We start from the raw sequence: 18,783 nt of genomic DNA, 5'->3' as shown, positions 1-18,783 counted from the left end.
GCGCCCGTAGGGGGGTGGGGTGGGTGGGGGGTATGGCGAAGCCGCCGCGGCCCGGGTGGGGTGGCGGCGGCTTCGGTGGGTGGTCAGGCCTTGCGGAGTTGGAAGGCGAGGCCGAGGGAGTCGTCGGTGAAGGTGTCGGAGGTCCAGTCGGCTGCGCCGGCGGCGAAGTCGGTGGCGAGGACCTCTTCGGCGACGAGGGGGCCGTGTTCGGCGATGGCCTCGGCGGTCTCCTCGGAGGTGGCGCGCCAGCGGAGGACGATGCGGTCGGCGACGTCGAGGCCGGAGTTCTTGCGGGCTTCCTGGATCTGGCGGATGGCGTCGCGGGCGATGCCGAGGCGCTTGAGTTCGGGGGTGATGGCCAGGTCGAGGGCGACGGTGGCGCCGGACTCGTTGGCGACGGCCCAGCCCTCGCGGGGGGTTTCGGTGATGATGACCTCGTCGGGGGAGAGGGTGATCGGTTCACCGTTCAGGTCGACGCCGGTCTCGCCGGTGGCGCGCAGTTCGGCGGCGAGGCGGGCGGCGTCGGTGGCGGCGACCGCCTTGGCGACGTCCTGCACGCCCTTGCCGAAACGCTTGCCGAGGGCGCGGAAGTTGGCCTTGGCGGTGGTGTCGACGAGCGAGCTGCCGACCTCGGCGAGGGATTCGAGGGTGGCGACGTTGAGCTCCTCGGCGATCTGCGCGCGCAGGTCGGCGGGCAGCTCCTCCCAGCCCTGGGCGGCGATCAGCGCGCGGGAGAGCGGCTGACGGGTCTTCACGCCGGACTCGGCGCGGGTGGCCCGGCCGAGTTCGACCAGGCGGCGGACCAGGGCCATGTGGCGGGAGAGGTCGGCGTCGATCAGGGTCTCGTCGGCCTCGGGCCAGGTGGCCAGATGGACGGAGGCCGGGGCCTGGGGGTCGGTGGGGACGACGAGGTCCTGCCAGACCTGCTCGGTGATGAACGGGGTGAGCGGGGCCATCAGGCGGGTGACGGTCTCCAGCGCCTCGTGCAGGGTGGCGAGCGCGGCGGCGTCGCCCTGCCAGAAGCGGCGGCGGCCGCGGCGGACGTACCAGTTGGAGAGGTCGTCGACGAAGCCGGAGAGCAGCTTGCCGGCGCGCTGGGTGTCGTAGGCCTCGAAGGCCGCGTCGACCTCGCGGACCAGGGTGTTCAGCTCGGAGAGCACCCAGCGGTCCAGCTGCGGGCGGTCGGCCGGGGCCGGGTCGGCCGCGGACGGCGCCCAGTTCGAGGTGCGGGCGTACAGGGCCTGGAAGGCGACGGTGTTCCAGTAGGTGAGGAGGGTCTTGCGGACCACCTCCTGGATGGTGCCGTGGCCGACCCGGCGGGCCGACCAGGGCGAGCCGCCGGCCGCCATGAACCAGCGGACCGCGTCGGCGCCGTGCTGGTCCATCAGCGGGATCGGCTGCAGGATGTTGCCCAGGTGCTTGGACATCTTGCGGCCGTCCTCGGCCAGGATGTGGCCCAGGCAGACGACGTTCTCGTAGCTGTTCCTGTCGAACACCAGGGTGCCGACGGCCATCAGCGTGTAGAACCAGCCGCGGGTCTGGTCGATCGCCTCGGAGATGAACTGCGCCGGGTAGCGCTTCTCGAACAGCTCCTTGTTCTGGTACGGGTAGCCGTACTGGGCGAAGGGCATCGAGCCCGAGTCGTACCAGGCGTCGATGACCTCGGGCACGCGGGTGGCGGTGCCGCCGCAGTCGCGGCAGGCGAAGGTGACCGCGTCGATGTACGGGCGGTGCGGGTCGAGGCCGCTCTGGTCGGTGCCGGTGAGCTCGGACAGTTCGGCCAGCGAGCCGACGCAGGTGAGGTGGTTCTCCTCGCAGCGCCAGATCGGCAGCGGGGTGCCCCAGTAGCGGTTGCGGCTGAGCGCCCAGTCGATGTTGTTGTTCAGCCAGTCGCCGAAGCGGCCGTGCTTGACCGTCTCCGGGAACCAGTTGGTGGCCTCGTTCTCGCGGATCAGCGCGTCCTTGACGGCGGTGGTCCGGATGTACCAGGACGGCTGCGCGTAGTAGAGCAGTGCGGTGTGGCAGCGCCAGCAGTGCGGGTAGCTGTGCTCGTACGGCAGGTGGCGGAAGAGCAGGCCGCGCTCCTTGAGGTCCGCGACCAGGGCCTCGTCGGCCTTCTTGAAGAACTGGCCGCCGACCAGCGGGACCTCGGGGGAGAAGGTGCCGTCGGCCAGCACCGGGTTGACCACCGGCAGGCCGTACTTGCGGCAGGTCGCGAGGTCGTCCGCGCCGAAGGCGGGGGACTGGTGGACGATGCCGGTGCCGTCCTCGGTGGTGACGTAGTCGGCGTTGAGGACGTAGTGGGCGTCCTCGATCTCGACCAGGTCGAAGGGGCGGCGGTAGGCCCAGCGCTCCATCTCGGCACCGGTGAAGGACTCGCCGGTGGCCTCCCAGCCCTCGCCGAGGGCCTTGGCGAGCAGCGGCTCGGCGACGACCAGCTGCTCGGTGCCGTCGGTGGCCACCACGTAGGTGACCTCCGGGTGGACGGCGGCGGCGGTGTTGGAGACCAGGGTCCACGGGGTGGTGGTCCAGACCAGCAGAGCGGCCCGGCCGGCCAGCGGGCCGCTGGTCAGCGGGAAGCGGACGAACACCGAGGGGTCGACCACGGTCTCGTAGCCCTGGGCCAGCTCGTGGTCGGACAGGCCGGTGCCGCAGCGCGGGCACCAGGGGGCGACCCGGTGGTCCTGGACCAGCAGGCCCTTGTCGAAGATCTGCTGGAGCGACCACCAGACGGACTGGACGTAGGAGGGGTCCATCGTCCGGTAGGCCTCGTCGAGGTCGACCCAGTACCCCATGCGGGTGGTCAGCTCGGCGAAGGCGTCGGTGTGGCGGGTCACCGAGTCGCGGCACTTGGCGTTGAACTCGGCGATGCCGTAGGCCTCGATGTCCTGCTTGCCGGAGAAGCCGAGCTCCTTCTCGACGGCCAGCTCGACCGGGAGGCCGTGGCAGTCCCAGCCGGCCTTGCGGGCGACGTGGTAGCCCTTCATGGTCCGGTACCGGGGGAAGACGTCCTTGAAGACGCGGGCCTCGATGTGGTGGGCCCCGGGCATGCCGTTGGCGGTCGGCGGACCCTCGTAGAACACCCACTCGGGGCGGCCCTCGGACTGCTCCAGGCTGCGCTGGAAGACCTTGTTGTCCTGCCAGAACGAGAGGATCCGGTGTTCGAGGGCGGGGAGATCGACCTGGGCGGGGACGGGGTTGTAGGTGTTCATCGCGGGTGTCTACCTCCGGCGGATGCTGGGACTGAATCCTCCGGAGGGACGAGACGGCCTTCGCCGACCCGCGGTACCACCCTCCTTGGCCGCGGTGGTGCGGTGCGGCCCTCTTGTTTGGGTTGCTGCCGGGTCTAGTGGGCCGCCGTGGTGGCGGCCGTTCTTCCGGCGGCTCCGGGGTGATCTTCCCGCCGTGCACACCCCCGGGCTCGCACCGTCCCCGGGTCGCTGGTGGCTGCGTACGTCGGTACTCGTCCCATCTGCGCCTTGCAGGGCCAGTGTATCGGCCGGGTGAGACGGTTTGTCCAAAGGGATTCGGGGGAGTGGGTTGCGGGGGCCCGTCCGGGCCCGTCCGGGCCGGTCGGCGGGGGCGGTTAGGCGGGGGTGGGGTGGGCACAAGTCTGTCAGCGCGCGGGGCGTGGCGGCTGGGGCGGCTGCCTGGGTGGGATCATCCTGAGGCGCCGGTATGTCATGTTGTGACCGGTTTTGATCGGGATTATCGTTCCGGCACTGGAGGCCGCCGGGAACCGGCGGCTCGGTTCGTTCGTAGATGGGGTCGAAGCCATGGCTGAGAAGGCAACCGGCGCGGGTACCGCCACCAAGCGGGCACGCAAGGCCGTGGCGGCCGATCCAGGGGAGGGGACCGTGACCACTACCGCACCTCAGAAGACCAGCACCGACACCGTCACCGTGCCGCGCGGCGCGGAGTCGGTCGACCCGGCCACGCTGCCCGTCCGGCCGGGCGAGGACCCCTGGACCTCCGAGGAGGTCCACGAGCTGCACGACGAGCTGATCAGCGACCTGGAGCGGCTGCGCGGCGAGATCGACGCCGCCGAGGCGGCGATCTCCGGGCTGATGCGCGACTCCAACGACGGAGCCGGCGACGACCAGGTGGACGCCGGTACGAAGAACATCTCGCGGGAGAGCGAGCTGGCGCTCGCCAACAACGCGCGGGACAGCCTCGCCCAGACCGAGCGCGCGCTGGAGCGGCTGGAGGGCGTCGGCTTCGGCACCTGCGAGTCCTGCGGGCAGGCCATCGGCAAGGCCCGGATGCAGGCCTTCCCCCGGGCGACGCTCTGCGTGCAGTGCAAGGCCAAGCAGGAACGCCGCTGAGGAAGCCCGCCGACCGGACCGGCGGGCCGGGCGACCGGGGCGACGCGGGGGGTCGGGCTTGCCGTACGCTCGACCCCGTAACCTCGCCTGACCCGTCGGTACGGACGCGTTCAGGCCCTCATGGGCTCACATCGGCAGCGGAGCGGATCATCAGTACGCAAGGTTCCCCCCAGACCCGGGACGACGCCGTCCCGAACCCCGCCGATGGCGTGGAGGTGGCCGTGGCCGAGTCCACCGGGCCCGCGGACGGCGGGGCGGCTCCCGCGGGCGACGAGTCCGTCCCCGCGGCGGACGGTGCGGTCGCCGCCGGTGCCACGGCGGTGGAGAAGCCCAAGGGCCCGCGCCGGGTCGGGGTGCTGCTGGTCGTCGCCGTCCTGGCGTTCCTGATCGACCTGGCCAGCAAGCTGCTGGTCGTCGCCAAGCTGGAGAACCACGCGGGGATCAAGGTGATCGGCGACGTCGTCACCCTCCAGGTGATCCGCAACTCCGGCGCCGCCTTCGGCATGGGCCAGGCGCTGACCGTGGTCTTCACCATGATCGCCTCCGCCGTCATCGTGGTGATCTGGCGGATCGCCCGCCGGCTGTACAGCCTCCCGTGGGCGATCGCGCTCGGGATGCTGCTCGGCGGCGCGCTCGGCAACCTCACCGACCGGCTGTTCCGCGCGCCGGGCGTCTTCCGCGGCCACGTCGTGGACTTCATCTCGGTCCAGCACTTCGCGGTCTTCAACCTCGCCGACTCGGCGATCGTCTGCGGCGGCATCCTCGTGGTGCTGCTCTCCTTCCGCGGCAGCAACCCGGACGGGACCGTCCACCAGCAGCCGGAGAAGAGCGGGAAGTAGCCCTCAGGCCGCCGGCCGGAGCAGCGAGGGGGAAGGGGCGCGGCGGGTTTCCGGCATACTCGTACGGGTGAGTACCGCAGCGCAGATCCGCAGCCTCCCCGTTCCCGACGGCCTGGAGGGCGAGCGCCTCGACGCCGCCCTCGCCCGGATGTTCGGCTTCTCCCGGACCAAGGCCGCCGAACTGGCCGCCGACGGCAAGGTGACGCTCGACGGCGCCGTGGCCGGCAAGTCGGACCGGGTGACCGCCGGTTCCTGGCTGGAGGTCGAGATCCCCGCCCCCGCCGCCCCGGTGCAGATCGTGGCCGAGGCGGTCGAGGGCATGCGGATCGTCCACGACGACGACGACATCGTGCTGATCGACAAGCCGGTCGGCGTCGCCGCGCACCCGAGCCCCGGCTGGACCGGCCCCACCGTCATCGGCGGACTCGCCGCGGCCGGCTACCGGATCTCCACCTCCGGCGCCGCCGAGCGCCAGGGCATCGTGCACCGGCTGGACGTCGGCACCTCGGGCCTGATGGTCGTCGCCAAGTCCGAGCGGGCCTACACCGACCTCAAGCGGCAGTTCCACGACCGGATCACCGACAAGCGCTACCACACGCTGGTCCAGGGCCACCCGGACCCGCTGAGCGGCACCGTCGACGCGCCGATCGGGCGCCACCCCAGCTCGGACTGGAAGTGGGCGGTGACCCGCGACGGCAAGCCGTCCGTCACCCACTACGACCTGATCGAGGCGTACCGGGCGGCCTCCCTGATGGCGATCAAGCTGGAGACCGGCCGCACCCACCAGATCCGCGTCCACATGTCGGCGCTGCGCCACCCCTGCGTCGGCGACCTGACGTACGGCGCCGACCCGACGCTGGCCAAGCGGCTGGGGCTGACCCGGCAGTGGCTGCACGCCGTCTCGCTCGGCTTCGAGCACCCGTCGGACGGGCAGTGGGTCGAGTTCAGCAGCGAGTACCCGGCCGACCTGCAGAAGGCGCTGGACATCATCGCGGCGGAGAGCTGAGATGACCGTCTCGGTGCGGGTCCGGGTCGCCGAGGGCGAGGCGGACCTGGAGCTGGTCCGGGCCATCCGGCGCGAGGTGTTCGTGGTCGAGCAGAACGTGCCGGAGGAGCTGGAGTACGACGCGTACGACGCGACCTCGGTGCACGTGCTGGCCGTGGGCGCGGACGGGGCCGGGCTCGGGACCGGGCGGCTGATCTTCGGTGACGAGGCGCTGGAGCTGACCGGGGGTGTCGAGGGCCGGGTGCTGCTCGGGCGGCTCGCGGTGGTGGCGGCGGCCCGGGGGACGGGGCTCGGGGCGGACCTCGTCCGGGCGATCGAGGCGGCCGGGCGCGAGCGCGGGGCCGTCGAGGTCGAGCTGCACGCGCAGGTGCAGGCGCTCGGGTTCTACGAGCGGCTGGGGTACGCGGCGGAGGGGCCGGTGTACGAGGACGCCGGGATCCCGCACCGGACCATGACGAAGGTGATCTAGAAGGCGTTGGTGCAGACGCGCCCTGGCGGCGGTTCGCGCAGATCCCCGCGCCCCCTCTTCGGGGCGCGGGGATCTTTCGTGCGGGTGGGGGCGGGCGCGCGGGTCAGTCGGGGGTGGTGCGCAGGCGGGGGAGGGCGTGGGGGTGTTCGTCGCGCAGGTGGGCGATGAGTTGCTCGCGGATGTCGAAGCGGAGTCGGGCGGCGTCGTCGGGGGTGCGGGCGGTCATGGTGGCGCGGACGAGGATGGTGCTGGGGGTGGTGTCGGTGACGTCGAGGGCCCACTCCTCGCCGTCCCAGCGGGGGTGCCGCTCCAGCAGGGTGTGCAGGGTGGTGCGGAGCTCGTCGACCCGGGTGGTGTGGTCGAGGTGGAGCAGGACGGCGGCGAGCAGGCCGGGGTCGCGGCGGGTCCAGTTCTCGAAGGGCCTGTTGACGAAGTAGGAGACCGGGACGACCAGTCGGCGGTAGTCCCAGAGCCGGACCACCAGGTAGGAGAGGGTGATCTCCTCGACGGTGCCCTGCTGGCCGTCCACCACCACGGTGTCGCCGATCCGGACGGTGTCGCCGAAGGCGATCTGCAGGCCGGCGAAGAAGTTGCCCAGGGTGCTCTGGGCGGCGATGCCGGCCACGATGCCGATCAGGCCGGCCGAGGCGAGCAGGCTGGCGCCGACGGTGCGCATCGCGGAGAAGGTCAGCAGCATCACGGCGAGGGTGACCACGACGATCACCGCGCTGACCACCCGGCGCAGCATGCCGACCTGGGTGCGCACCCGCTGCACCCGGGCCGGGTCGTCGGAGACCGACTCGTACCGGCGGAGCAGCGCCTCCAGGACGGCGGCCGCCACGCGGACGGTGAGCCAGCCGAGGGAGGCCATCAGGAGCAGCAGGAGCAGGTGGTGGGCGCCCTCGTCCTCGGTCAGGTGGAAGGTCCGTTTCAGCGGGTTGGCGGCGAGCAACAGGGCTGAGACGACGGCGAGTTGGAGCGGGATCCGGCAGCGGCGGAGCAGTGCCCAGACCGGGGCCTCCGGGTGGCCGGCGCTGATCCGCTGGAGGGCCTGGTCGACGGTCCAGCCCACCGCGAGGGTGGCGGCGACGGTGGCGAGCAGGGTGATCAGCGGCCAGAGCACGGGGGACCTTCTCGGTGGGGGAGAGGCGGGTGAGCCGTACGATACCGGCCTTCAACGGGCGGAACCGGACGAAAAGGGGTGGCGGCTTTATCGGACGCCTACCCCGGCGGCGGATACGATCAGCCCCCATGGAGCTCGGTGGGGCATGGCGTCGATGGCGCGGACGGGGAACGTCGGTGCGGCGCAAGCTGCTCGCCGGGGCGGTGGCCCTGGTGGCGGTCGCCGGGGTGGGCACGGCGGCGGTGGCGTCCGGCGGCGAGCAGTCGGTCCGTCAAGAGGATCGTTTCCTCAGCATGCCGGAGACGCCCGGCAGCACCCAGCAGGTCCAGGTGGACACCTCCTTCTTCACCACCGGCACCTCCCCGCGCCCCGCCGTCCTGCTCGCGCACGGCTTCGGCGGCTCCAAGGAGGGCGAACGGGACCGCGCCCAGCAGCTGGCCCGGCAGGGCTACGCGGTGCTGACCTGGTCCGCGCGCGGCTTCGGGCACTCCGGCGGGAAGATCGGGCTGAACGCGCCCGACCGGGAGGTCGAGGACGTCAAGCACCTGGTGGACTGGCTCGCCCAGCGGCCCGAGGTGCAGCTGGACGGGCCCGGCGACCCCCGGGTCGGGATCACCGGGGCGTCGTACGGCGGGGCGATCTCGCTGCTGGCCTCGGCCTACGACCACCGGATCGACGCGGTGGCCACCCAGATCACCTGGTGGAACCTGGCCGACGCGCTGTTCCCCCAGGGGGTGCAGGGCTCGGGTGCGGCGGACGGCGTGTTCAAGAAGCTGTGGGCCGGGATCTTCTTCACCACCGGCTCGGCCGGGGACCTCGGGCCCTCGGGTGGTGCGCCGCGCAGTGGGGCCACCGCCGGGAGCGGGGCCGGGAACGCGGGCACCGCCGGGAGCGGGAGCGGGGCTGCGGCGGACGCGGCGGCGGACGGGCAGGTCGGCTGCGGGCGGTTCCTGGACGCGCTCTGCCAGATGTACGACCGGGTGGCGACCGCCGGGCACGCCGACCCGGAGGCCGTCGCGCTGCTGGACAGGTCCAGCCCGTCCTCGGTGGCGGCGCAGCTCAAGGCCCCCACCCTGGTGGTGCAGGGCCAGCAGGACTCGCTGTTCCCGCTCGACCAGGGCGACCGGATCGCCCGGGCGGTCGCGGCCAACGGCGCGCCCGTCTCGGTGGACTGGTTCGCGGGCGGGCACGACGGCGGGACGGACACCAGCGCCCGGGTGGACGACCGGGTCACCGCCTGGTTCGACCACTACCTGAAGGGGCGTGGCAACGACACCGGTCCGCAGTTCCGGGTGACCCGGACCGGCGGCGTCGACTCGACCGGCTTCCAGGCCGTGCTGCGCGGCGCCGACGCCGACCGGTACCCCGGGCTCGGCGGGACGGGCACCCGGTCCGTCGAGCTGACCGGCGGGGAGAAGCCCGTCGCCAATCCGCCCGGCGGGGCGCCGCCGGGGATCTCGACCCTGCCGGGGATCGGCGCGCTGAGCCAGGCGGCCTCGCTCGGGGCCGGGCTCTCGCTCGACTTCCCCGGGCAGAACGCCGCCTTCGAATCCGCGCCGCTGGAGAAGTCGCTGCACCTGACCGGGCAGCCGACCGTACCGGTGCGGGTGAAGGCCGACCGGCCGGACGCGGTGCTGTTCGCCAAGCTGTACGACGTCGGGCCGGACGGCAAGGCGGTGCTGCCGCAGCAGTTGGCGGCCCCGCTGCGGGTGACCGGCGCGGACGCGGACGGCGGGAGGACGGTGACCGTCCAGTTGCCCGCGGTGGACCACGACTTCCCGGCCGGGCACCGGCTGCGGCTGGTGCTGGCGTCCACCGACCTGGCGTACGCCTCGCCGGCCGAGCCGGCCACCTACCGGGTGGCGGTGGCCGGGGCGCTCGCCGCGCCGACCGTCGAGGAGCTGGTCACCGAGGCGGCGCCGCTGCCCGCGCGGACCTGGATGCTGCCGGTGGCCGCCGTGGTGGTGGCCGCCGGGCTGGTGCTGCTGCCGCTGGTGCGGCGGCGTCGGCGCACGGTGGCCGGTGGGTCGTCGGGGCGGTCGGGGTCGTCGGGGCCGTCGGGGCCGGAGTTCGATCCGGAGCTGGCCGGGGTGCCGCTGCGCATCAGTGGACTGAGCAAGCGCTACAAGGGCTCCCAGGACCGTTACGCGGTACGGGAGTTGGGCTTCCGGGTGGAGCGGGGCCAGGTGCTCGGCCTGCTCGGCCCGAACGGGGCCGGCAAGACCACCACGCTGCGCATGCTGATGGGACTGATCCGGCCCGACGCCGGGGAGATCCGGGTCTTCGGGCACCTGATCCGCCCCGGGGCGCCGGTGCTCTCGCGGGTCGGCGCCTTCGTGGAGGGCGCCGGCTTCCTCCCGCACCTCACCGGGCGGGCCAACCTGCGGCTGTACTGGCAGGCCACCGGTCGCCCGGAGGCCGACGCCCGCTTCGACGAGGCGCTGGCCATCGCCGGGCTCGGCGAGGCGCTGGACCGCGCGGTGCGGACGTACTCCCAGGGCATGCGCCAGCGGCTCGCCATCGCGCAGGCGATGCTCGGGATGCCGGACCTGCTGATCCTGGACGAGCCGACCAACGGGCTGGACCCGCCGCAGATCCGCGAGATGCGCGAGGTGATGATCCGGTACGCGGCCGCCGGCCGGACCGTCATCGTGTCCAGCCACCTGCTGGCCGAGGTCGAGCAGAGCTGCACCGACCTGGTGGTGATGGACCGCGGGCGGCTGGTCACGGCCGGGCCGGTCGGCGAGATCGTCGGCGCGGGTGAGCTGCTGATGATCGGCGTGGCTGCGGGCTTCGACCCGGAGTCGGTGGTCGAGAAGGCCGGCGCGCTGGCCGGGGTCGGCTCGGTGGAGGCCGTCGACGGCGGGCTGCTGGTCCGGCTGGACGGACTCGCGGCGAGCGAGCTGCTGGCGGAGCTGGTGCGGCTGGGGGTCCCGGTGGAGAGCGCCGGACCGCAGCGGCGCCTGGAGGACGCGTTCCTGTCGTTGATCGGAGGTGCGGCGTGAGCGCCGGTACGAGGGATCGGGTCCCGTCCGGGGACGGTGCCGCCGCGACGGACCACGCGCAGGGGTACCGGGCGAGCCGGACCCTGCCGCTGCGGGTCGAGGCGGTGCGGCAGCTGCGGCGGCGCCGCACGATGGTGATCGGCGGGGTGCTGGCGGCGATGCCGTTCGTCATCCTGGCGGCGTTCCAGCTCGGCGGCACCCCCGGGCGCCCCGACCGGACCACCTTCATCGACCTGGCGACCGCCTCGGGCGCCAACTTCGCCGTCACCATGCTGTTCGTCGGCACCGGCTTCATGCTGGTGATCCCCGTCGCGCTGTTCTGCGGGGACACCGTGGCCTCCGAGGCCAGCTGGTCCTCGCTGCGCTACCTGCTGGCGGCGCCGGTGCCGCGGGCGCGGCTGCTGGTGCGCAAGTTCGCGGTCGGGCTGGCGTTCTCGGCGGTCGCGATCGTCATGCTGCCCGCGATCGGACTGGTCGTGGGCACGGTGGCGTACGGGTGGGGGGACCTCAAGCTGCCCGCCGGGGCCAGCCTGCCGGCCGGGGAGGCGCTGCCCCGGATCGCCATCGCGGTGGCGTTCGTGTTCCTGAGCGAGCTGGTGATCGCGGCGCTGGCGTTCTGGCTGTCGACGGCGACGGACGCGCCGCTGGGGGCGGTCGGCGGGGCGGTGTTCCTGTCGATCATCACCGGGGTGCTGGACGCCGTCACGGCCCTGGGCGACCTGCGGGAGTGGCTGCCGGCGCACTGGCAGTACGCCTGGGCGGACGCCCTCCAGCCGCAGTTGGAGTGGGGCGGCATGGTGCAGGGGGTGTCGTTGTCCCTGTCGTACGCGGTGGTGCTGCTGGCGTTGGCGTTCCGGGGGTTCGCCCGCAAGGACGTGGTGTCGTAGCGGGGCGTCGGGGTCAGGGGAGGGCGGGGCAGGGGCCGCCGGCGGGGGACGGGGTGCCGGACAGGGCGTCGAAGAGGAGGCGCCACAGCGGGTCCCCGCCCGGGGTGCGGGTGCTGTCCGCGCCTCCTTCGGCGCCCCCCGTACGGGTGTTCAGCAGTCCGCGGATCACGGTCAGCAGCAACTCGGCCACCAGGGACGCGCAGTGGGTGGGGAAGCCGCTGTCGCGCTGGGCCCGGCGGACCAGGTCGGTCAGCGAGACGTGCATCTCGGCGAGGACGTCGTCGGGGGAGTTCGCCAGGTCCGGGCAGTCCGCGGCGAGCCGGAGCGCGGCGCGCAGCCGCAGGTCGGAGCGCAGCCGGTCGGCCAGGGCGACCATGACGCCTTCGAGGGCCGCGGCGGGGTCGGTGCCCGGGGTGTCGTACTCGGTCCGCAGGCTCGCCCAGGTGCTCCGGGACTCCTGGATCAGGGCCCGGGCCAGCGAGGCCTTCGAGGGGAAGTGGCCGTAGAGCGCACCCTTGGTCATGCCGATGCGGTCGGCCACCGTGTTCAGCGTGGTGCTCTCGTAGCCCTGGGCGGCGAAGATCTCGGCTGCCGCCGTCAGGACCTTCTCCCTGGTGCGGCGCGCCCGTTCCTGCTGTGCCATGCCACTGCCCTCCCTCGTCGCGACAGCCCATACATACCATCGGGATGGAATGTTGTTGCAAAGCTTCCTCCCGAGGACCGGGTGCCCCCGGGAGTGCCTCCCGGACCGTCGGGCCGGGTCGGTCGCCCCGCACCCGGCGGGGCCGACGGGCCTGGGGTGGGGGGTTCGCCGCCGGGTGCGGGATCATGGGCGGGTATCCCCGCACTCGTTCGTCGAAGGACCCGAACCGTGGCCCAGATCGTCCTCTTCCACTCCGCCCACGGCCTGAGCCCGGCCGTACGGGCCGCCGCCGACCGGCTGCGCGCCGCCGGGCACACCGTGCACACGCCGGACCTGTTCGAAGGGCGCACCTTCGACGACAACGAGGCCTCCCAGGCGTACCAGGAGGAGATCGGCGGCGGCGACGAGCTGCTCCGGCGCGCGGTCGTCGCCTCCGCCCCGCTCTCCGAGGGCGGACTGGTGTACGCCGGGATCGCGCTCGGCGGCGCGATCGCGCAGAACCTGGCGCTGGCGGACGAGAAGGCGCGCGGGCTGCTGCTCCTGCACGGCACCTCGGACCTGCGCGAGGACGCGGTGACCTCCGTCCCCGTCCAGCTGCACATGGCGGAGCCGGACCCGTTCGAGCCGGAGGACTGGCTGAACGCCTGGTACCTGCGGATGCTGCGGGCGGGCGCGGAGGTCGAGGTGCACCGCTACCAGGGCGCCGGGCACCAGTTCACCGACCCGGACCTGGACGACTACGACGCGGAGGCGGCCGAGCGGGCCTGGGCGGCGGCGCTGGACTTCCTGGCGGACCTGGAGGCGTAGCGCCGGTCGCGGTGGGCCGGGTGGCCGTGGTCCGGGTGCCTGTGGTCCGGCGCCTGTGCTCCGGTGGCCGTCCGGGTGCGGTCGGAGTGGGTGCGGTCAGGGGCGGACCGGGCCGCGGCGGGGGAGGGTCTGGCTGTAGACGACGCTGGTCGTGGTGGAGCCGAAGCCGGCCAGCGAGTCGATCAGGGTCTCCAGGTGTTCCATGGAGGTCGCGGCCACCTTGAGGGTGTAGCAGTCGTCGCCGGTGGTGCGCAGGCACTCCAGGATCTCGCGGCGCACCGAGAGCAGGTGGTGCAGCGGCTGGTGGCGGTTGCCCGGGTACTTGAGGCGGACCACGGCGAGCACCGGGTAGCCGACCTTGGAGAGGTCGACGGTGGCGTGGTAGCCGGTGATCACGCCCAGCGACTCCAGGTTCCGCACCCGCTCGGTGGTGGCCGACGGGCTGAGGTTGACCCGGCGGCCCAGCTCGCTGAGCGAGATCCGGGCCTCCTGCTGGAGCTGGTCGATGATCGCCCAGTCGGTTTCGTCGAGGTTCACGGCCATTTCGCGATTCTACCGGGGGATTCGCGGCCGGAGGCGGGTTCTGCCGTGATCATTGGGTTCCCTGCCGGATACGGCCGGGAATAGCCTCATGGCATGCAACTAGGCGTCAACGTACCGAACTTCGGGCCGGGGACCGACCCCGGCATGCTGCGCGACTGGGCGCGGGTGGTGGAGGGGCTCGGGTTCGACCTGCTGATGGTGTCCGACCACGTCGCCGTGACGGCGGACGTGGCCGAACGCTACCCGGAGCCCTTCTACGACCCCTTCGCCACGCTGTCCTGGCTGGCAGGGGTGAGCGACGGGCGGATGCGGCTGGGCACCACCGTCCTGGTGATGCCGTACCGGCACCCGCTGCTGGTGGCCCGGATGGCCGCCAGCCTGCACCGGCTCAGCGGCGGGCGCTTCGTGCTCGGCGTCGGAGTCGGCTGGGCACGGCAGGAGTTCGAGGCGCTCGGGGTGCCGTTCGGGGCGCGGGGGCGGCTCACGGACGAGTACCTGCGGGCGGTGCGGGAGTCCTGGGCGGAGCAGGGGGAGGGCGCCGCCGTCCCGGTCTGGGTCGGCGGGCACAGCGAGGCGGCGATCCGACGGGTCGTCGGGTTCGGCGACGCCTGGCACCCGCTGCGGCTGCCGATGGCCCGGATGCGGGAGGTGGTGGCCCGCCACGAGCTGCCGGGCTTCGCCCCGCGGATCGCGCTGCGGCTGACCGACGGGCCGCTCGACGACCCGGACCGGCCCGCCGGGGTCGGCAGCCTGGCGCAGGTCGTCGACGACCTGCGGGAACTGCGCCAACTCGGCGCGGAGGACGTGGTGTTGGACCCGTACCATGCGGACCCGGAGCAGACCCGCCACCCCGAGACGGCGTGGCGCGCCCTGACGGCCGTGGCCGAGGAATGGAGGAGGACGGCGTGATCACGACTGCCGACGAGGCGCTGCTGCGGCGCGCGATCGACATCGCGGCCCGGGCCGTGGAGTTGGGCGACGCCCCGTACGGCTCGCTGCTGGCCGGGCCGGACGGGACGGTGCTCGCCGAGGCGCACAACACCGTCCGGCGGGACGACGACATCACGGCGCACCCGGAGTTGAAGCTCGCCCGGTGGGCGGCCCGGGAGCTGGACGGGGAGGCGGCCGCCCGCGCCACCCTGTACACCAGCTGCCAGCCGTGCGGGATGTGCGCGGGGGCGCTGGTCCGGTCGGGGATCGGGCGGGTCGTGTACGCGCTCACGACCGAGCAGTTGGTCGCGCTCAATCCGGCATCGGGGGCCTGGCCGGTGGTGGCGCAGGAGGGGCCGGCGCTGTTCGCGGAGGCGCGGGTGCCGATCGAGGCGTACTACCGGGGGGACTGAGAGCGGGAGTTGGGCGGCGGCCGGTCGGGCCGGCGGCCCCTCGGGGTGCGAGGGGCCGCCGGGGTGGGGGGCGCGGTGAGTGGTCAGTCGTCGTCGGAGGGGGCGCCGGTCCGGGAGCCGGACGCGGGGCCGGACGGCGGGGTCGTGCCCGTCCCGGAGCTGCTCGGGTCGGGCTTCGGCGGGGCCGGGTCGGGGATGTCGGCCATCGGGAGGGACTGCTTGGGGGTGCCGCGCAGGGCGTCGTTCATGGCGTCCCGCCAGATCGGGCCCGGGCCGTCGGCGCCGAACACCTCGGTGTGGTAGTCGCCGTTGATGGTGATGTTGCGCATCTCGACGCCGCCGGCCGGGCCGCCCAGCCAGACCGCGGTGGCCAACTGCGGGGTGTAGCCGTTGAACCAGGCGGCCTTCTTGTGGTCCGAGGTGCCCGTCTTTCCCGCGATCTGCCGGCCGTCCTTCAGGTTGAGCGCGGCGCCGGTGCCCTTGTTCTCGGTCACCCCGTTCAGGACGGTGTTCATCGCCCGGGCCGTCGAGTCGGAGAACACCTTCTCGCAGTGGCCGGGCGGGGCGGGGACGTCCTTGCCCTCCACCGTGGTGATCCTGGTGATGGCGACCGGGTCGCAGTGGGTGCCCTGGGCGGCGAAGGTCGCGTAGACGTTCGCCATGGTCAGCGGGCTCATCTCCTCGACGCCCAGGGCCATCGCCGGGACCTCCTCCAGCGGCTTGCCGCTGGCCTTGGCGGTGATGCCGAACTTGTTGGCCATCTGCTTGACCGCGCAGAGGCCGATGTCCTGCTCCATCTGCACGAAGTAGGTGTTGACCGAGAGGGCCATCGCCATCTTGAGCTGGTACGGGCCCTTCTCGTTCGCGGACTCGTTGGGCACCACCGTCTTGGGACGGCCGTCGTTGCGCCACGTCCCCTCGCAGGTCTTCATCGTCGGGTATTCGAGCTTGTTCGGCGCCGAGTACTCCTGGGTCGGCGGCAGGCCCGCCTCCAGGGCCGCGGCCGCGACGATCGGCTTGAACGTGGAGCCGGGCTGGAAGCCGTTGCCGCCGCCCATCGCGAAGTCGACGTTGAGGTTGACGACGGTCTGGTTCTTCTCCGTCACCAGGCCGTACGGGCGGGTCTGAGCCATCGCCACGATCTTGCCCGTCCCGGGCTCGACCATGGTGGCGGCGGCGGAGACGGTGTCGGTGACCTTCACGTTGCTGCTCACCGCGTTCTGGGCGGCGGCCTGCTTGTCCGGGTCCAGCGTGGTGTAGATGTTCAGGCCGCCCTTGTCCCAGAACTTCTTCCGCTCCTCGGCGCTCTTGCCGAAGGCCGGGTCCTGCTTGACCACGTGGCGCACGTAGTCGCAGAAGAAGCCCATGCCGGCCTTGGCGGTGATGCAGCCGTTCTGCGGGTCCTTGTACTTGAGGCCCAGCGGGGCCGCCTTCGCCTCCTTCGCCTGGTCGGCGGTGATGTGCTTGTTCTCCAGCATCTTGTCGATCACGGTGTCCCGGCGCTTCTGCGCGGCCACCGGGTGCAGCTTCGGGTCGTACTGGGAGGGGTTCTGCACCAGGCCGGCGAGGGTGGCGGCCTCGGCGACGGTCAGGTCCTTGTTGCTCTTGCTGAAGTAGCGCTGGGAGGCGGCCTCCACGCCGTAGGCGCCGTTCCCGTAGAAGGTGATGTTGAGGTAGTTGGTGAGGATCTGGTCCTTCGGCAGTTCCTCGTCCAGCTTGATCGCGATCTTGAGTTCCTGGATCTTGCGGCCCAGGGTCTTGCGCTGCGCCTCCTTGACGGCGTCCTTGTCGTCGCCGGCGTTCTCCACGTTGACGTTCTTCACGTACTGCTGGGTGAGGGTGGAGGCGCCCTCGGCGGCGGTGCCCTTCTCCGCGTTCTTGCCGAGCGCGCGCAGGACGCCCTTGAGGTCGACGGCGCCGTGCTCGTAGAAGCGGGCGTCCTCGATGTCCACCTGGGCGTGCCGCATGTACGGCGACATCTGGTCGGCGGGCAGGACGGTGCGGTCGCGCTCGTAGACCTTGGCGATCAGGCCGCCCTTGGCGTCGAAGACCTGGGTGGCCTGGGTGAGCGGCGGGGTCTTGAAGTCGTCGGAAATGTCGTCGAAGCCTTCCGCGGTGCTCTTCGCGGTCAGTCCGAGGCCCCCGGCGACCGGCAGCACCAGGCCCGCCAGCAGCACGCCGGACACGACGCTCACACCCACGAAGGTCGCACCGAGACGGGCCAGCCGGACCGGCGACCTGCGGGCCGGCCGGGCGTCGTCGCTGTCGGCGGAATTTCGTATCGGCGGGAGTTTCGATTCCATTCCGGAATGCTAACCGTCGTTCCTCGCTGGGCGAACGAATTTTCGGCCGGGACTGTCACGGCCTTGCAACAGATGGGGAGTGGGGCTCAGGGGGAGGGGATCGTGTACGAACTCCATGAATGTGGGGGAATTATTTGCTGCGTACTCGAATCAATGCACCCGGCGGGCGCGACCTTTCCCTCCCCGTGACCCTCCCACCACTCTGATGCGGTGGGAGGGTCGAAACGTTGCGCCCGCTCCGGTGGGAAAGCCGTCCCCGTGTCCGTTTCAACGGGCGCCGGGTGCGGGTCCGTTCACGCCGGCCCTGCGGGAGCGGGGGCGGCGGGGCGCGGTGACGGCGGCCTGCGGGACGATGGGTTCGTGGCAGAGCGGAGATACGAGTACGCGCCGGCGGGGACGTTGCCGGGGTTGTTGCAGCGCGGCCGGGGCCTGGGGGCGCGGATGGCGGCGGAGGACCCGGCGGCCGCCGCCGAGCTGGTGTACGGCTGCGTCCGCTGGGAGTGGCGCTGGGACGCGGGGGCCGACGACCGGGACCTGTACCTGGCGCGGCTGATCCGGGACCTGGAGCTGCCGCTCGGCCCGGTGGTCGAGCTGCTGGCCGCTGGGGACGAGGAGACCCGGGACCGGGCGACCGGCGTGCTGGAGCTGCTGGTGCTCGGCGGCTCCGAGCAGGCCCGGGCGGCGCTGCCGGGGTACGTCCCGGAGGAGGAGGGCCCGGCTCCGCGGCCTCGGCAGCGGCCGCCGGACCCCTGCCCCGACCGGGACAGCGCGAGCCTGCTGGACCAGCTGCGCGACCCGGCGGTGAGCGAGGGCGTCAAGGTGACCGCGCTCCGCGCGCTGTCGCGCCGCCCGCCGGAACCCGCGCTGATCGAGCTGGTGCCCGGGCTGGGCGCCGCCGACGGCACCCGGCAGCTGCCGTACCTGCACCGGGCGCTGGAGCCGCTGGCCGAGCGGGCCGTGCCGGCCGCCCGGGAGTGGGCGGCCTCGGACCGGGAGTGGCTCGCCGGACTGGGGACGGAGGTGCTGGCCGCCCACGGCGACGAGGGCGATGTGCCGCTCCTGCTCGCCGAGCTGGAGCGGCACTGGGTGGACGGGGTCTGGTGCGGGCCGGATGGTCTGGCGCGCGGGCTGGCGAGGTTCGGGCCGGGGGCGGGCGGGGCAGTGTCGTTGCTGCGGCGGTTCTGGCTGTACACCCCGCACTCGTACGAGCGGGCCGCGTACCTGGAAGCCCTGGCGGCGCTGGGGTCGGCGGGGATGGACGAGGCGTTCACCGAGTCGCTCTGGGACTGCGAATCCGGTGCCCGGCTGTCGGGGATCGCCCACGCTCCGGAACGGCCCGAGGTGGGAGCCCGGTTGCGCTACCTGCGCGACGATCCGATGGAGGAGGGGGAGGTCCGGGCGGCCGCGGGGCGACGTCTCGCGGAGGGCCGGGCGGGCTAGAGTGGACGCGTGAACGCGTGAGTGACGGTCCGGACCCCGAGAGGCGTTCC

Annotated in this window: 15 protein-coding genes; 10 read left to right on the top strand and 5 right to left on the bottom strand. The window is 72.8% G+C overall.

The window, feature by feature from the left end:
• Positions 1 to 83: 83 nt before the first annotated feature.
• Positions 84 to 3,212, bottom strand: a complete 3,129-nt coding sequence (gene ileS / locus ACFXPX_RS31140) for an isoleucine--tRNA ligase (protein WP_375896154.1) — start codon at positions 3,210 to 3,212, stop codon at positions 84 to 86.
• A 645-nt stretch (positions 3,213 to 3,857) separates the two neighbouring features.
• Between ileS and ACFXPX_RS31135 the strand changes: the two genes are divergently transcribed.
• The 4 genes from ACFXPX_RS31135 to ACFXPX_RS31120 all read left to right on the top strand — a co-directional run bounded on the left by ACFXPX_RS31135 (position 3,858) and on the right by ACFXPX_RS31120 (position 6,639).
• The gene (locus ACFXPX_RS31135; protein WP_375896157.1) at positions 3,858 to 4,325 is read left to right on the top strand and encodes a TraR/DksA family transcriptional regulator; all 468 of its coding nucleotides are present in this window, start codon (positions 3,858 to 3,860) and stop codon (positions 4,323 to 4,325) included.
• A 146-nt stretch (positions 4,326 to 4,471) separates the two neighbouring features.
• Positions 4,472 to 5,164, top strand: a complete 693-nt coding sequence (gene lspA, locus ACFXPX_RS31130; protein ID WP_375896204.1) for a signal peptidase II — start codon at positions 4,472 to 4,474, stop codon at positions 5,162 to 5,164.
• Positions 5,165 to 5,231: 67 nt separating this feature from the next.
• Positions 5,232 to 6,170: an RluA family pseudouridine synthase gene (locus ACFXPX_RS31125; protein ID WP_375896158.1), complete on the top strand. Its 939-nt coding sequence runs from the start codon at positions 5,232 to 5,234 to the stop codon at positions 6,168 to 6,170.
• Between the two features lies 1 nt (position 6,171).
• On the top strand, positions 6,172 to 6,639 hold the full coding sequence (locus ACFXPX_RS31120) for a GNAT family N-acetyltransferase (RefSeq protein ID WP_380407565.1): 468 nt from the start codon (positions 6,172 to 6,174) through the stop codon (positions 6,637 to 6,639).
• 103 nt (positions 6,640 to 6,742) lie between these two features.
• Here the strand turns inward: ACFXPX_RS31120 and ACFXPX_RS31115 are convergent, their stop codons facing one another.
• Complete coding sequence (locus ACFXPX_RS31115; protein WP_380644180.1) at positions 6,743 to 7,315, bottom strand: mechanosensitive ion channel family protein; 573 nt, start codon at positions 7,313 to 7,315, stop codon at positions 6,743 to 6,745.
• A 575-nt stretch (positions 7,316 to 7,890) separates the two neighbouring features.
• On the opposite strand from ACFXPX_RS31115, the gene ACFXPX_RS31110 reads away from it, so the two are divergent.
• Both ACFXPX_RS31110 and ACFXPX_RS31105 read left to right on the top strand, forming a co-directional pair.
• A complete protein-coding gene (locus tag ACFXPX_RS31110) occupies positions 7,891 to 10,767 on the top strand; it encodes an alpha/beta fold hydrolase (RefSeq protein WP_380644179.1) in 2,877 nt (958 codons plus the stop codon).
• Positions 10,764 to 11,654, top strand: a complete 891-nt coding sequence (locus tag ACFXPX_RS31105) for an ABC transporter permease (RefSeq protein WP_375896166.1) — start codon at positions 10,764 to 10,766, stop codon at positions 11,652 to 11,654. Before ACFXPX_RS31110 ends, ACFXPX_RS31105 begins: the two co-directional genes overlap by 4 nt.
• Before the next feature lie 13 nt (positions 11,655 to 11,667).
• Here the strand turns inward: ACFXPX_RS31105 and ACFXPX_RS31100 are convergent, their stop codons facing one another.
• Entirely contained in the window at positions 11,668 to 12,297 is a 630-nt protein-coding gene (locus tag ACFXPX_RS31100) for a TetR family transcriptional regulator (RefSeq protein WP_380644178.1), read from the bottom strand.
• A gap of 228 nt (positions 12,298 to 12,525) precedes the next feature.
• Here ACFXPX_RS31100 and ACFXPX_RS31095 point away from each other — a divergent pair, with 228 nt between their 5' ends.
• Positions 12,526 to 13,104, top strand: a complete 579-nt coding sequence (locus tag ACFXPX_RS31095) for a dienelactone hydrolase family protein (protein ID WP_380528278.1) — start codon at positions 12,526 to 12,528, stop codon at positions 13,102 to 13,104.
• Between the two features lie 96 nt (positions 13,105 to 13,200).
• Here the strand turns inward: ACFXPX_RS31095 and ACFXPX_RS31090 are convergent, their stop codons facing one another.
• Positions 13,201 to 13,647 carry an Lrp/AsnC family transcriptional regulator gene (locus ACFXPX_RS31090; RefSeq protein ID WP_380528280.1) on the bottom strand — a complete coding sequence of 149 codons (447 nt, stop codon included), beginning with the start codon at positions 13,645 to 13,647 and terminating at the stop codon, positions 13,201 to 13,203.
• Between the two features lie 93 nt (positions 13,648 to 13,740).
• On the opposite strand from ACFXPX_RS31090, the gene ACFXPX_RS31085 reads away from it, so the two are divergent.
• Both ACFXPX_RS31085 and ACFXPX_RS31080 read left to right on the top strand, forming a co-directional pair.
• Complete coding sequence (locus tag ACFXPX_RS31085; RefSeq protein ID WP_380644177.1) at positions 13,741 to 14,556, top strand: LLM class flavin-dependent oxidoreductase; 816 nt, start codon at positions 13,741 to 13,743, stop codon at positions 14,554 to 14,556.
• Positions 14,553 to 14,990 (top strand): nucleoside deaminase, encoded by a 438-nt coding sequence (locus ACFXPX_RS31080; protein ID WP_380593565.1) that lies wholly within the window; start codon positions 14,553 to 14,555, stop codon positions 14,988 to 14,990. The genes ACFXPX_RS31085 and ACFXPX_RS31080 overlap by 4 nt, the downstream gene beginning before the upstream one ends.
• A gap of 83 nt (positions 14,991 to 15,073) precedes the next feature.
• Here the strand turns inward: ACFXPX_RS31080 and ACFXPX_RS31075 are convergent, their stop codons facing one another.
• Complete coding sequence (locus ACFXPX_RS31075) at positions 15,074 to 17,185, bottom strand: transglycosylase domain-containing protein (RefSeq protein ID WP_380644176.1); 2,112 nt, start codon at positions 17,183 to 17,185, stop codon at positions 15,074 to 15,076.
• A gap of 468 nt (positions 17,186 to 17,653) precedes the next feature.
• Between ACFXPX_RS31075 and ACFXPX_RS31070 the strand changes: the two genes are divergently transcribed.
• Positions 17,654 to 18,733 (top strand): hypothetical protein, encoded by a 1,080-nt coding sequence (locus ACFXPX_RS31070; RefSeq protein WP_380644175.1) that lies wholly within the window; start codon positions 17,654 to 17,656, stop codon positions 18,731 to 18,733.
• The last annotated feature ends 50 nt before the right edge of the window (positions 18,734 to 18,783 follow it).

Source organism: Kitasatospora sp. NPDC059146 (genome assembly GCF_042786665.1).
Taxonomy (GTDB): domain Bacteria; phylum Actinomycetota; class Actinomycetes; order Streptomycetales; family Streptomycetaceae; genus Kitasatospora.
This window is presented reverse-complemented; position numbering and strand designations above follow the sequence as displayed.

Coding starts and splice junctions, on each gene's coding strand:
- ileS (WP_375896154.1), bottom strand. CDS start 3,212: ATGAACACCTACAACCCCGTCCCCGCCCAGGTCGATCTCCCCGCCCTC.
- ACFXPX_RS31120 (WP_380407565.1), top strand. CDS start 6,172: ATGACCGTCTCGGTGCGGGTCCGGGTCGCCGAGGGCGAGGCGGACCTG.
- ACFXPX_RS31115 (WP_380644180.1), bottom strand. CDS start 7,315: ATGCGCACCGTCGGCGCCAGCCTGCTCGCCTCGGCCGGCCTGATCGGC.
- ACFXPX_RS31110 (WP_380644179.1), top strand. CDS start 7,891: ATGGAGCTCGGTGGGGCATGGCGTCGATGGCGCGGACGGGGAACGTCG.
- ACFXPX_RS31100 (WP_380644178.1), bottom strand. CDS start 12,297: ATGGCACAGCAGGAACGGGCGCGCCGCACCAGGGAGAAGGTCCTGACG.
- ACFXPX_RS31090 (WP_380528280.1), bottom strand. CDS start 13,647: ATGGCCGTGAACCTCGACGAAACCGACTGGGCGATCATCGACCAGCTC.
- ACFXPX_RS31085 (WP_380644177.1), top strand. CDS start 13,741: ATGCAACTAGGCGTCAACGTACCGAACTTCGGGCCGGGGACCGACCCC.